The organism is Dyadobacter chenwenxiniae (assembly GCF_022869785.1).
In the GTDB taxonomy this organism is placed as follows: Bacteria; Bacteroidota; Bacteroidia; order Cytophagales; family Spirosomataceae; genus Dyadobacter; species Dyadobacter chenwenxiniae.
In genome coordinates this window covers 1,028,595-1,043,326 of record NZ_CP094997.1, presented here as the reverse complement: position 1 = coordinate 1,043,326, position 14,732 = coordinate 1,028,595, and the positions used below count along the sequence as shown (strand labels likewise).

The 14,732-nt window shown below is 42.5% G+C and carries 9 protein-coding genes; 4 read left to right on the top strand and 5 right to left on the bottom strand.

The features are described from left to right. Positions 1-154: 154 nt before the first annotated feature. The 3 genes from MUK70_RS04340 to MUK70_RS04330 all read right to left on the bottom strand — a co-directional run bounded on the left by MUK70_RS04340 (position 155) and on the right by MUK70_RS04330 (position 4,245). Complete coding sequence (locus tag MUK70_RS04340; RefSeq protein ID WP_234657675.1) at positions 155-2,587, bottom strand: TonB-dependent receptor; 2,433 nt, start codon at positions 2,585-2,587, stop codon at positions 155-157. 147 nt (positions 2,588-2,734) lie between these two features. Beyond that, entirely contained in the window at positions 2,735-3,865 is a 1,131-nt protein-coding gene (locus tag MUK70_RS04335) for a M56 family metallopeptidase (RefSeq protein WP_234657677.1), read from the bottom strand. After that, positions 3,862-4,245, bottom strand: a complete 384-nt coding sequence (locus MUK70_RS04330; RefSeq protein WP_234657678.1) for a BlaI/MecI/CopY family transcriptional regulator — start codon at positions 4,243-4,245, stop codon at positions 3,862-3,864. Before MUK70_RS04330 ends, MUK70_RS04335 begins: the two co-directional genes overlap by 4 nt. Before the next feature lie 282 nt (positions 4,246-4,527). On the opposite strand from MUK70_RS04330, the gene MUK70_RS04325 reads away from it, so the two are divergent. From MUK70_RS04325 to MUK70_RS04315, 3 genes are all read left to right on the top strand, one after another. Continuing rightward, positions 4,528-5,355, top strand: coding sequence for an alpha/beta fold hydrolase (locus MUK70_RS04325; protein ID WP_234657680.1), 828 nt, complete (start codon positions 4,528-4,530; stop codon positions 5,353-5,355). Positions 5,356-5,659: 304 nt separating this feature from the next. Next, positions 5,660-6,508: a helix-turn-helix domain-containing protein gene (locus MUK70_RS04320; RefSeq protein WP_234657681.1), complete on the top strand. Its 849-nt coding sequence runs from the start codon at positions 5,660-5,662 to the stop codon at positions 6,506-6,508. A 76-nt stretch (positions 6,509-6,584) separates the two neighbouring features. Then, the gene (locus tag MUK70_RS04315) at positions 6,585-7,115 is read left to right on the top strand and encodes a DinB family protein (RefSeq protein WP_234657683.1); all 531 of its coding nucleotides are present in this window, start codon (positions 6,585-6,587) and stop codon (positions 7,113-7,115) included. A 52-nt stretch (positions 7,116-7,167) separates the two neighbouring features. Here MUK70_RS04315 and MUK70_RS04310 read toward each other — a convergent pair whose 3' ends face one another. Beyond that, entirely contained in the window at positions 7,168-10,776 is a 3,609-nt protein-coding gene (locus MUK70_RS04310) for a BamA/TamA family outer membrane protein (RefSeq protein WP_234657685.1), read from the bottom strand. 158 nt (positions 10,777-10,934) lie between these two features. Then, entirely contained in the window at positions 10,935-11,912 is a 978-nt protein-coding gene (locus MUK70_RS04305) for a helix-turn-helix domain-containing protein (RefSeq protein ID WP_234657686.1), read from the bottom strand. A gap of 379 nt (positions 11,913-12,291) precedes the next feature. Here MUK70_RS04305 and MUK70_RS04300 point away from each other — a divergent pair, with 379 nt between their 5' ends. Further along, a complete protein-coding gene (locus MUK70_RS04300) occupies positions 12,292-14,649 on the top strand; it encodes a tetratricopeptide repeat-containing sensor histidine kinase (RefSeq protein WP_234657687.1) in 2,358 nt (785 codons plus the stop codon). Positions 14,650-14,732: the final 83 nt, after the last annotated feature.

The window sequence follows — 14,732 nt, the reverse complement described above, 5'->3', positions numbered from 1 at the left end:
AAGACGAGAAAGCGGCAATGCTTTCCTTCTGATCTCCGTCTGCTAGATACCTCGAAGAATTTATGTTCATACAAAATCTCACTTACGAATAATAAATAGTGCTCAGCTTACTTTCCTGATTGCACTATTACAATTATTTCACAAATTTCGGATATCAGTTCTCCTTGGTATCACTTCTACGTCTTTCATCCGCAGCGGAGTCGCTCTTTTTGACTTTGTTTATTTGCCCGCCGAAGTTATAGGTGAAGTTTAATCGTACGGTTGTCGTTTCGTACCTGTTTTCCCAAACCTGCCGGAGTGCCAGCGATTGTTGTAAATACCTGTTTTTAAAATTATTAAAGATATCTGTTACGTTCAGGGCGATGGTTGCCCGTTTTTTTAATAAGGATTGCCGTAATCCGGATGTTAATGTAAAATAAGCGTCGGTTTTAATGTTACGTTCCTGTGATTTTCCACGGTAGCGAAAGAGAATCAGCCAGGATAACTGTTTAGTAAGTGAAAAGCTGTTGTAAGTGTCAAAATTGAAGGTTGTAATGCCCGTTATATTTACATGATCATCCACCAATTGATAGGATAACTTTCGCAAATTGATATTCGTGCTTGTGTACCACCAAGGCTTGATCTGACGATTATAAGCTGTAATCAGGCTCACAGTTTGTGTGTAGCGATTATTGACCGGTCTGGTCACCGTGCTGTCTCCGCGCTGGTTCTGAAAAGCAAAATAGGTAAAGTCGCGAAAATCGATCCCGAAGTTGGCAGTTACAAAAAGTGCGTTGCGGTAGGCCAGCGTAGCCGAACCGTTATATGATGAAACAGGCCGCAGGTTAGGATTTCCTTGTACAAAATTATTTGCATTGATGATACGGAGCAGCGGGTTCATATTTTCGTAGGTCGGCCGGTTTGTTTTTTTGTCAAAACTGACAATAAAGCTATGCTTGTCAGTGAATTTGTAATCAAAAAATACCGTAGGAAACAGTTGAATATAATTCTGGCTGAACCGCTGGCTTGACTGCAATTGCCGACCGCTGTTCCAGGTGCCTTCTGCCCGTAAACCAAGCTGGTAGGATAATTTTTTTAGCTCCTGATGAAATGTGGTATACAGTGCATGAATGCTTTCTGAATAGCGATAAAGATCACTTTGCGAATCGTTGGGTATCAATTTGCTTCCATTAATGTCATAGAGCACGTTTCGGTTATATGTCTCCACGTAGCTAGACTTGAACCCGGATTCCATCTGCGCTTTGTGTTTGAGCGGAAGGGTCAAGTCGGCTTTGGCCGAATAAACGTCAAATGCATTATTCTGATCAAAAAAAGTGCGTCTTAGCTCATCACGACCCTGACTAAATACCCCCTCAGTGTTATGCTGGTCGGAATAGTTGACATTCTGGTAATAATCCAGATCGACGGTTAGTTCTTTGCCCAGAGTATCCATTTGATGGAGCAAATGCAGGCCGGAGGAAAAGTTGTTCATTTTTGTTTTGACACGGTTATCAAAATTGCCGGCCAAGCTTTTTTCATCAAGGTTCGTCATCTCAGAAAAAGCATCCTTTTTAAACAATTGCAGTGCATTCGTAACTGCGAATGACAGCGTGGTTTTCTTTGTTAAATAAAGGTCCAGGCCAATACTGGGTGTAATATTGTTCATTTGCCGAACACTTTTGATCATTGATTCGGTGCCACCGGAAACTATGCCAGGCTCTCCGGCCGGGGTTGCCAAAATGTAATTATCGACAAAATATTTATTGAAATTGTAGTCCGTATTCAGTAGCAGATTGTACTTGCCTGTTTTAAAATTAAGATTAAATCCGCCGGTGTATTTGGCATATCGCCCAAATCCCCCACCACCGTAGGCATTGCCTCTGAGCCCTTCCCTACTGCCTCTTTTCCTGACAATATTGATGATGCCGCCACTCGCAGAAGCATCGTATTTGGAGGACGGACGAGCAATCAGCTCCACCCTTTCAATGGATGTGGCCGACATACCCCGAAGTAAGCCTGCCAGCGCATCGGCGGAGAGTGGAGTTGGTTTACCGTCAATGTATATACGTACATTTCGACCATTCAAATAGACCATATTGTCGGGGTTAACCTGTATGCCCGGCAGCCGGTCCATTACTTCCATCAGAGAAGAACCACCGGCAAGCTGATCGTTCAGGTTAATTACAATTTTGTCGGCTCGCTGCTCGATAAATGGCTTTTGTCCTGTAATAATAACAGCTGACAGATTTTTAGTCGCGGGTTTCAGTTGGATATTCCCCAGCTCATTAGCTCTGGCAACGGCAACAGATTCGATTTCCTTTCTGTATGTTTCGTAGCCTAGCATTGTTATTTCAAGCATAAAAACGCCCGTTGGAACATTAAGGAGTGTAAACTTTCCGTCAATTTCACTCAGTGCCGTTTTGATAACTGTGGAATCATGTAAAGCTTTCAAAATGATCGCCGCAAATGGAAGCGGCTGTTGTTTTTCGTCCAGGATCACACCGGAAACATGGGTATCAACCATTTCCTGGGCAATCGAAAATCTTGGTAAAAAGTCGAAAAATAATAGCAGCACTAAGAAGCTGGTATAACCCGCAAATTTTTTCATGGCAAAGCTGTTTGAACTGAAAATTTCTAATCAGAACAAATGTATAACTTATATTTTAGTTAATAAACTATTTTATAAGTTATTATGGCTTATTATTTAGTTATAATAATTTCTGCCTTTCCCAATTCTGCTATTGTATCCTGTCAATCAATTAGTTGACGACAATTGGTAGCCAAGTTTTATTTCATGCCTCACACGCACCACTCGGCCGTCTTGTAGGCCGGGCGACCATCTGGGTGAGTTGCGGATGATCCTGACAGCCTCGCTGTTTAACTTTGCGTTCGGGCTGTCCATTACCTGGGGCGATACTACATTGCCATCGGTATCGACAACGAAGCTTACTAACACCTTTCCCTGATCGTGGTGCGCTTTGAATATGTCCGATTGGCTTACCTCCTTACTCAGATAACCCAGAAAAGCATCCAGGCCGCCGGGGAAGGCCGGAGCAACAGAGCCTTTTCGGCCCATTTCGGCAGTTGCAGCAGGATTTTTGTACAAAGCAGAAAATGATGTAAGACAAAGCAGAACAGGGATTAGCAAGACATATTTCGCAAGATTTGCCTTGGAAGCGTTGTTCCTTCCCAGCATTGCGATCCGTTGTTTAAGTAAATGTTTATCAGTAAAAGCATTGGTCATCTCAGGTGAGGATTGCGACGACCTGTTCAGGATCAGCGATGCATATTGGTAGTAATTGCCGAAATGCCTTGCTGTTTCGCGATCTGCCAGAAACTCGTGCGTCCTTTTGATGCTTCGCTGGTAGAAATAAACAACCGGATTAAACCAGGCAACGATGGCCACTATTTCAAAAAACAAAATATCCAGGCTGTGCCACTGCCTGATATGCACATCTTCGTGATAGTCGATCATCTCAAAATTCGATACGTTGCGATCAACTACTTTGTATTTAAAAAATGAGAATGCCGCGTTATCCCCAGGGTTCTTGATTTTGTTTCTGATATATAGAAATCTGATTATCAGCCAGCCAAGTTTGAAAAAAACGCCCGTAAAATAGGCCCATTTCAGCCAGTCAGTGATGTGATCATTCCACATTTGCGGAGCGACTTGCGATAGCGTCTCACCATGAATCACCAGATCCAGGGGAATAGAGGCAGATAAATGCGGTTTGACGGGAATCGCCGGAATGCAGAACGAAAGTACCGCAAGACACAATAAAGAGATCCTGTTGAGCATGAAATACGTCTGTTTTTCCAGAAAAACATTGTAAAATCCGAAGCCCGCGATGAGACAAATATGAACTGAGATAAAGTAAACTATCATTTTCCGGATTGTTGATCTTTCAATGTGAGAAGCATTTTGTTTATTTCCTTGACATCATCTTCCGGGATTTTTTGCTCATCTATGAAAAAGGAAAACAGTTTTTGTGCCGAGTTATCAAAATAGTTACCCATTAATTTCATCAGCTGAAACCGCTTATATTCTTCCCTCGAGATCAAAGGATAATAACGGTGACTTTTACCAAATGCATCATAGCCTACAAGCCCCTTCGTCTCCAGGACACGCATAATCGTTGATACGGAGCTATGTACAGGCTTAGGTTCCGGCATCTGATCAATAATCTCCCTGATGAAGGCTCTTTGCATCTTCCATAACACCTGCATCAGTTGCTCTTCTGCCTTGGTAAGATCCTTTGTTTCCATCCGGTTGAAATAATTTGAACACAAACTAAAAAATTAGTTACATAATATACAACCCTATATGAAAATAAAGATGGCGTGACCCGATTTTCTTTTAAATCAAATGCATAAGCTTCCATTTTCAGTGCATGATATTTGTCTTGAACTAGCTCTTCATTGCCCCAATAATATTTTGATCATTGATTGTTGTGGTTTGTGAAATCAAGCACAAATGGTTAGGAAACAGTTTATCGGTTATTTAGCAATATATTGCCCACCTCTTCTCATTCTACTTATTTGCTGTCCATGAAAACAATATATGCATTATTACTACTATTATGTCTTACTTGTTCCTTAACCATAGGAAAACCAATTATTCCAGTATCTGCCAACAACGTAATCGATACATTGATAGATGTTGGAGGACACCGCCTCCATTTTAACGTGAGAGCAGGGACGTATCCGGCAATTGTGTTTGAAAATGGTGGCGGTGATAATTTGACAGTATGGGATGGCATACTTGATTCACTCTATAAGTCTACGGGTGCTACATTGATCACGTATGATAGGGCTGGTTTTGGAACAAGCGAACTGGATTCTAACCAAATATCCCTAACTCAGCAGGTTATCTCACTGGAAAATGGTTTACGCGCTTTGAATATTGAAAAGAGCTACTTTCTAGTTGCCCATTCGCTGGGGGGATATTTTTCGACGATATTCGCAAAGAGAAATTATAAGGCTGTAAAAGGTGCAGTTTTAATTGATGCTAATCATGTTGAGTTTTGGACAGATAAACAGACAAAGCAATATTGGGCTCAATACGAGCCTTTAAAGCAAAAATTCAAAACGGAGATGGTGGGTGTTTACTGGTTGATGAAAAATGCTCAGCAGAACGCAATCGAAATGCGTAAAATCTCATTTCCATCATCCGTCCCCGTGATTGACATGTTAGCAGAAACGCCTCCGTGGCAGTCGGAAGATGAATTAACCCGTTGGAGGCTTGCACACAAGCGATTTGTTGCTCAGGCCCCAAATCGTAAATTAATCCATATTAAAGGTTCTGGTCATTATATAATGAAAGATAAACCTAACCAGGTTATACAAATCATTTCAAAGATGTATAAGGAAGATTGAGAATTTACAACTCGATCAGGTTCAGTTAATATGCTAAATTCTTTATCGACAATCTTTATACCCAAAATTATTACCCTAATGCCTCTACTTTGTACGAAAAATAACTGCTCTCATGGTAAACTTGCCTTACCTTGTTTTTCCGATTATAGTAATCAGAATATTCAGTCCGAATGCCAGATTCATAGTAGTTGGTGGTTCCAAGTATATTCCGCCTGTGGTCGATGTTAATTTAGAGGAGCTGGATATACAAGATGAAAATGGTAGGAATTTGTAGCTTTAATAGCGCTGAACCAATATTAAGAGCATGCGATACCCCACAATACAAAGTAGAAAGAAAACCTCAGACATCATCCGGTATAATTCGGATTTGACCACAACAAATTCTAAAATTACACTGGATCAAAACTTGTTTAGCTTTTTACTGGAGGGCAACAAGAGTGTGCAATACGCGGGAAAAAAGATCACGATAAACCCAAACCAGTTTTTCCTTCTTTCTGCCGGCAATTGCTTAATGAGTGAGAAAACCTCTGCTCCTAACGGCAAATACAGAAGTGTTCTGTTTTTTTTCGACAATGAGTTGTTGACAGACTTTTTTACTCGCCATTCCATGCCCACGAGGCATTCAATAAGTGAACCAAGTGGAGAACCCTTCCTCGTATTTGAGAAAGACGCCTTTCTTACAAACTTTGTAGACTCTTTAGAGCTGATCTTATCCTCCGTTCCATCATTATCTCAGGAGCTGCAAAGGGTGAAACTTGAAGAACTGCTTATATATCTTAGCGGCTGCTATCCCGGAGTTCTCAGGAGGCTTCATGATAATAGTTATTATTCAGAGCGGGATTTTTTGATCCGCCAAGTGGTTATAGCAAATATGTATAATGTTGTTACCGTTGAGGAATTAGCGTTTCTGTGTTACATGACGCTGTCAACATTCAAACGGCACTTTGCCAATCTGTATGGTACGTCACCAAGAAAATGGTTTCAAGAGAAACGAATGCAAAAAGCCGCCGAAATGCTTAAGAACAGTAATCTTGACTTAAGCGAAATACATCTGGAACTTGGTTATGAAAATTTGTCCAGTTTCATTCAGTCATTTAAGCAGGTTCACGGAACCACACCCAAACAATATCGGCTCAACAGTTTGGACGCCTAGCTACACTTTTTGAACGTCTGCCCTTTCAGTGACAGCCCTCTTCGTCTCTACCTTTGATGTACATTAAAAAGAGAACATGACAACTTCACCGGAACGTACAGAAAAAGGCAGTGTTGATCTTAAAAGCTATTTTATTGAATTGGCTGAATTTAACAACTGGGCAGACAACCGTGTAATATCCTGGCTTACGCAAATCACGGATGAACAATGGAACCAGGTCGCAATAAGCAGTTTTGGAAGCGTCAGGGATACTGCTGTACATATCGTGAGTGCGAAGAAAATATGGCTGGATTTCTGGACAGACGCTCCTAATCCGGTATACCTATCGGCAGACTTTACCGGAACCAAAGAAGAGCTTATAGCCATTTGGAAGAGAGCCTCTACCGAACTTAAATTTTTCATCGATAATTATCCTAAGAAAAATTACGGAAACGAAATAAGTGTGATCAAACCAAATGGTGAACTGATCTCAATGGAATTCAGAAAAACATTCCCACATATGATCAATCATTCCACCTATCATAGAGGGCAATTGGTAACGCTATTACGCCAGTCAGGCTTTTTTAATTTATCAAATACGGATCTTTTTACCTACTATCTTACTTAACCGTGATTTAACAAGGACAAGCTTATCTTGCCTTTTGAGGCGGCATTTTGGATCAAAAGAAACTCCCTACCGAAACTGTCAGCAGCAATGGCTCTTCTTTGGAGGAGCCTGCGCTGATATTAAATGCGAATTGCTCCCGGAACGGCGTAATGTAAAACCCGCCACCATAGCCCTTGTGCCAGTATTTGGCAGCGTGATTTTCTCCGGCTGACCAAACCTGGCCAATGTCATAAAAGCCCCGCACGCCGATTTTTAAGGGAACAAATGTATTTCTGGTTTGAACCAGCTGATACCTCAGCTCCGTGTTGATAAATGCCCTGGCTCTGCCCGTGAAACGGTTTCTTTTATACCCTCTCAGTCCGTCCAACTGCCCCAGCGAAAGTTTTTTGTAGAACGGAATGTCGCCTTCGCTAAACCCGCCCCCAAGCCGCAACCCGAGTGTCAGCGGATTTTTTCGGTAAGTGGAGAGATATTGCTCGATTTCCACCTCGGATATTGAAAAAAGGGCATTGTTTAATTTTGAAATATGCCCTGCCTGCTGGGTAACCGCAAAAAGGAAGCCTCTTTCCGGCAGCGCCACCCTGTCGCGAAAATCGAGTTTGAATGTTCCTTTGATAGAAAACAGGTTCAGTTTTTCCACCCCGAAAATTTCTGGATGGTCGCCGAGATAGCTGTCGTTTCTTTGGATGCCCTCATTCATCTCATAATGAGCGGTTACTTCTGCAATGCTCTTCTTCCAGAATGTGCGGGTCAGCCCCGCAAATGCGGAAATGGAATTGTATTGAGCACGGTAGTAATTTGACGATCGTCCGGGGTCGTTTTCTGTGTCGTTCCCCACACCAAAAAAGTAATTATAATTCAAAGGACGGGAAATGCCAATGCCGGAAATACCGTCCCAATTGCCCACGAGCTGCCTGAACTGGTTATTGTAATTAAAATCATAGTTCCCCTTCATACTCACCGAGGCGCGGAACGCATGTTTGGCACTGAAATCTGGTTTGGAAAAACTTTGTTTGGTAAATGTAACACCTGCGTGGAAGGCCACGCCGATAAAGGGGCTGTAAGTGAACAATGCAATCGGCAGGTAAGTGTTATATTTAAATGCATTGCGGTTGTACTCATAAAGTCCGGCGTTTTTTGGCCTCACGTTTTTCAGTTCCGGTCCCCCTTCCAGTTCCGTGCTTGCGGATTTATCATAAAGCAAAGTCATCTTCTTTTTGCCAGAAACCACGGATTGGTCTGAAATTACATCATCTCCCCCGCCACTGATAATCCTGACCAGGATTGATTTTTCTGCATTCCCTTTGACTTCAAAAATATCATCATCCTGCAAACCAAACAGGCGGATTTCCTTAGTTTCGTCTGTGAAGAATTTCCGGTGATAAAATGTTTTTGTCAGGTCTGGCTTTCTTTTGTCGGCAATTCCCGATACTGTCACTTCCACCGATCCATCCAGGTTGCGGATTATCTGGAAAAATTCCTTTTTATTTGACCCCACCACATCCACTTCTTTTGCCAGCAGGGCGTAATACTGGCCAACATAAGTTTCAAGGTCTTTAATCCGGATTTTTAGTTTACGTTCAATCTCTTTCCCATCTTTCTCATAAATCTCCGCGGGCATATTCCTGACGGCATTTTCAATATCAGTTTTAGTGATTGATTGCTGGATTTGTCTGGCCGCATTGACCCAATCGGCTTGGGTAAGCTCGCTTCCCGCAAACCTGTCCAAGTGCCGCGCCTGCCACATTAAACTTCTCAACCCATGGATTTTTTCACCAAAATTCTCCCCGTTCGGAACGCCCCATTCCCGGTCCGCGATCCAGGGGATAATGCCATCCCAGCGCGAAAACGCATGGTCGCGGTCGCGCGGTATTGGTCTGAACACCTCCCCTCTTTTGTCTTTAAATCCAGCCCATTTCCAGTTGTCTTCGTGCTTGCTCCAGTCGCCAATCCAAAGGTCGAACATCCTTGCCCTGCCGAATTCTTCCTTGTTGATATAATTATCGTGGTCATGGTAAAGCTTGGCGAACATTTTGAAGCTTTTCTCAATGTCTTTTGCACCACCAAAAACCTTATCCTTTTCAATTTTGTCATTTGGGCGCTCTTCCAGCATACCGAACAGGCCCGCATAACCAGCCTGAAAATCACCGAGCCTGGGATCGTCCGGTAATACAAACAGCTTTGGCGTCGCGTGCAAAACACCAATTTTATCCATCAAAGGCGCTACCGCCATCGCTCCGTAAGGCTGCTGGGTCGATGTCTGGTCTTTCAGCACGTCGGCAACCACGGTCCCTCTCAACTCAAAACCCAATGCGCGGTAAGGGTCTTTATTTACTGACCTGAAAACATACTCCTTGCCATTGCCAGCCGATAGTTTGAGCGAAGTGGTTTGTCGTCCCCCTCCTTTGCCGGTGATAAGAAGGCCCTGGCTGGTTGTGTCGAGGTTAAGATAAGGCACCTGAACCGGCGTAGTCCACGAAAACCGATAATGTTGACCAAACCAAAGCCGCTTGAACCAGCTGCTCGCGTACTCAGGTCCGGCAGCAACTTTTATTGAAGATTGGTCTGGAACTTGCGGTTTCACATTGCCCGCACCCGCAAATGTTTCAGTGGTTGCATTCAATAATGCACCTGCCTTCGAAGCAGACAACGTATTTCCATTTAATTTTAAACTCGTAAAGCTCACCTGACCATCTCGGCTATACGTAAGTTCGATCACACCCGGATCGGAAGATGCCAAAAGCGCGCGCTTCGATTTTGCAACAAAACCCGAAGAAGCCAGGGCGCCGCTGTTCACGTAAAAATTATTTTCTGCTTTACTAATCGAATGGTTAAACTCATGGCCGGATGCAAAAACGATGGATGTGTAATCACGGAGAACATTAGCAAGTCGATATCTGAATGGATCAAAGGCTTGGTTGACAATGTCCTTACTTGTTCCAACATGCTGCCTGAATGCAACTTTCGGCGGAAGCAAGTATGCCGAAACCGGAAACCGGCCCCCATAATTCCCCGACGATACCAGCGGCAAGTGGGACAGCACGAGCACATTCTTCGTTTTTGTCTCGTCCAGGATCCCCTCCAGTTCCTCTATAAAATTGTCGGTGTCGGCAATCGTACATGCATCGGATGTGGGTAATGGCTTTTCGAAAGGATGGTTCCACCATTGGGAATTGATCACGACAACTTCCAGGTTTGGAAACGATACAGTCCACGGACCAGGGCAACCTTGATTAAGAAAAACCTGAAAACGCGGGTGCCCGGCCTGGGAAAGCAGTTTTTCGAGCGAGCTTATTTTCTTCCAACCGCCTTCTCCTGAGTCCATCCAATCACGGTCACCCTGATTAAGCAATATGAAAAGCTTGGGATTGCTATCCAGCAACCCATTTGCTTTTGATTTCCAGCTCAGTATTTGTTCGTCGGTGTAAGACTCAGGAAAAACATCCCCGTTCAAAGCCCAAATCACTGTATCCGGATTGTTGCGCGTGTGTTCTCTAATGATTTCAAATAATTGATCAGGATCTTTTAAATCCGCAGTGTTACCGGTCAGCACTACTTTCACATCCGCTGCGCGAACGTAATCAAATGAAGAAAGGAAAAATGCAAAGACCAGCAGTGCAAATGTCATGTCGAAAAATGACCGATGTTGGCGTAGTTTCATCAGAGGCTTATTGTCGTATTTTAGTCAGTGCTTTCATGAGATCGACCTCTTGTAGTCTGTGTGTAATTTACATCAGAATATTCCAAATCCGCCAGCATTTGATATAGGATATTCAGGAGAAATAGGCTCATGTGAAAATGATCCGGGCTAGTGAATAATTATGAATAGGAAAATCGCTTGGGGTTTTGTCCATAATGTCTTTCAAATAATCGGCTAAAATGGCTCAAATTGGTAAAGCCAATGTCATAGCCAACCTGCGCTACGGAGCGTTTCCCTTTTTTCAACAGGAAGGCCGCCTCCTCCATTCTTGCTTGTTGGAAATAATTGTATATCGTAGTGCCGTAAGTTTGCTTGAATAAACTTTTAAGCTTGGTTTCGCTCATGGCAGCGATCTGCGATAATTCGCGCAAGACAGGAGGCTTACTCAGATCGCGGACAATCTCGTCCCGAATGTAAAGCAGCCTGCTGATGTCGGCACTGTTAATCGCCTGATTGGCATGTTCACGCAGGGATAATTTGTAGAAAACGTGATACAGCAATTCTTGCACCTTGATCCGCACATAAAAGTTGCTCAGCATATCGCCCATGTCTATGGCAATCATGTTTTTGAGCAACAACTTTGGTTCCGCCGCCATATTTTCAAAAAAAAGAAAAGAACTACCATTACCTGTGATTATTTCAAGTACTGAGCTGGGTTTATCAACGGAAATAAATTCCTTTAAACTGGCCGGCCTAATGGCAATGACCATATAATTAATAAGTCTTTGAGCCGGAAAGCATATGACCGAACTGAGGTCATTAGACGTAACCTGAATAGCTGAATTGTCCCGCCCGGAAAATAGGACTTGCGGGTTGTTGTTATAAGTAATTGCAAGGGGTTGGTCGTTACTGTAAAAGAAAACGGTTATTAGATCGCTGGCTATTGCCGATGCATTTCGACGGATAATTAAGTCTTCTTTTAATAGAAATTGATGGAGGGTTATTTCGAAATCGGGGCCGAACACGATCTTACGGATATAGCCGTGCCCCAAATGCTTAGGTATTTCAAGAACATTGTCATGCACTTCGGCTCGAATGTGACGGGCAAAAGAGGTAAGAAAATCAAAATCAGGAGTAGCTGAAAAACTAAATGTCATATCGCGTTTTTTAAAAGCCAGGCTCAACTAGCCAATCAAATTTTCATGATTTATCCTACCGTTAAATGATCGCGTGCGATTACTGTTTTAGGATCGGTTTTAATGTATAGTAAATCCATTCCTGATATGTAATCAATTCATTTTCAGTACTTTAAATTTTGAGTAGCGATATTTCGTTACTTTATTTCGCTATTCATCGAACGGATTATTTGCCCGAGCGTCTAAAACCCGTCGGGATCGCATCCCTGGCGCTTCAAACAGAGCACGGCTGACAAAAGATTGTTGCCGCTGAAAATGCCATGTAAGCATCATTTTCTATATTTACTTCCATAGGCATATCAAGATCCAGTTCCCTGATAACCTCATGGTGCGTTTGTTTATGGAGTCAATACAATACAGGTCCATATTGAAAATCCCGGCATTGATCCGTGCGATAGGGATTTGTACCTATTTGTGTCTGACCTTTTTTGTGGCAAATGCTCAAAGCATTTCGAAGGATTCAACAAAGCAATTATTAGCAGGACTGCGCAGGGAGCAACCTGATTCTTTGAAGATCAAGTCACTCATTCATCTGGGTAATTACATTGCCGATAAAGAAGGGGCAGGCAAGCAGCAAATTGACAGCGCAGCGGTATTTTACAACAAAGGTTTAAAGCTGGCCAGAACAATCCGTTCGCTTAAATGGGGGAATAAATGTCTGCGGGCGATTACAAAGAACAATTATAATGGGCGGTATGATACGACCGGTGCCCACCTTCAGTACACGAACCTAATAAGCAGTTTCCGCCGTGCCGGTGATGTTGCCGGCGAGGCCGAATGCTGGGCAGATTTCGGGGAACTCCTGATCGATCATGCAAAAAGCTTTTCGGAAGCGCTGGTATGTTTTGAACGGCAAAAGCAACTATATCAAAAGATCAATGACAAGCTGGGTGAAAACCGTGCATTAAAACAAATCAGTCTGGTACACAGGCAACAGGGTCAGCTTAAAGAGGCATTGGAGGAAATGACCAGGGCGTATTCATTTTTTAGAATATCCAACAATCTCAAAGAACAAGTGAGTTGTGAAATCCAATTGGCGAATATTTATTGGAAATTGGGGAACACGCAACAAGCTTTATATTTCAATTCCGAAGCTTTAAAAACAGCCAAATCAATCAAAGACGATTATTGGATGGTAATCGCCACCAATTCATTGGGCAGGCAGTATTATGACTTGAAAATGTATGCCGAAGCTTTACCCCATTTAGAAAGCTCATTGGCTTTTACAAAAAAATTGAACTCGCGCTATAACTACTCCATTGCGCTGCTAAGTGTCATTGATAATCGGGTTAAGCTCGGCAAAACCCAGGGATTACTGCGCTATCTCACGACTGCTGATCAGGTGATGCCAGCCGTAAATGATATGGACAAGTTAAATATATATTGCGCCTACGGTTTGGTATACCAGTCAATGCAAAATCCTGTGGAAGCTGAAAAGTGGTTTTTAAAAACGATAGAAACGTTTGATAAATTAGAGAAAAAGAAAGCCTTCGGAAGTTACGGTCAATTATTTATGCAGACCTATTATAAGTCTATTGGAGATTTCTATATGAGCGAAGCGAAGTTTCAAAAAGCGAGGCTCTACTTTGAAAAGCTTGAGCAGCTTTCTCCGAAAGTCAAAACACCCCTATCGGAAAGTGAAATTCAGATCGCATTGTATAAAATAGATTCGGCGTCAGGAAAATATATAAATAGTATCAGGCATTTACAAAATTATAATCAAATCCACGATTCATTATATAATGCCAATTCAGCAAATCAAATCGCAAATCTAAAAGCAAGATATCTGGCTGATCAGCGGGCGAAAGATCTGGTGATTATGAAAGGCAGACAAAAATCACAGGCAATGATTGTGAAGAATGCGAATTTACAACGAGACATCACCCTTGCCGGTATTATAACCGTGTCGCTTCTTGCCGGTCTGTCATATTGGGCTTACAGGAAAAAACAATATGTATATAGCAAGCTTGAACTTCAAGGCGCCCAAATAGATGACCAAAATGTGTCGCTAAGGAAACTTTTGGAAGAAAAAGAAACATTGCTGACTGAAAAGGACTGGCTGATTAAAGAAGTGCATCATCGCGTTAAGAACAATCTTCAGCTCATTACAAGTTTGCTTAATCAACAGTCTGCGTCCTCCCGGCAAACAGATGTATTAGAGGCGATAAAGATCAGCAGAAACCGAATCCAGGCGATTTCACTCATTCATTTAAAACTTTCCAATGGCAGTAACCTGGCTAGCCTTAATATACGGTCGTATGTTTCAGAACTTATAAACAACTTACAGGACGCATTTAATCCGTCTTCACAACTTATTAAATTCACAACGTCGATCGAGCCAATCCAGATAGAACTTGCACAGGCAATTCCAATCGGTCTTATTCTTAATGAAGCGATTACCAATAGTATTAAATATGCATTTGATGCTACCGGCAGTGAAATTTCCATCACCCTCCAACATGTCACATCCACACAGGTCATGCTTCAAATTGCTGATAATGGCAGAGGCATTCCCGCGAGTATCGACCCAACCAGTGCATCGTCATTAGGCTTCAAGATTATGCGTGCGTTAAGCGCCCAACTAAGGGGCGATCTTCGCATTGAGAATAAGGAAGGCACTCTGATAACGATTCAATTTCCGTTAAAAAAATTGAAGGACTACGGAAATACTGGCTTTGGTAGCGTGTCTCAGAATTAGAGTTTCGTTCAATGTTAGCGTCATTTGAACAATTTGACTTTACCAAATGGATTTGTCGTTTTGAACTATTCTTGTGTCTGATT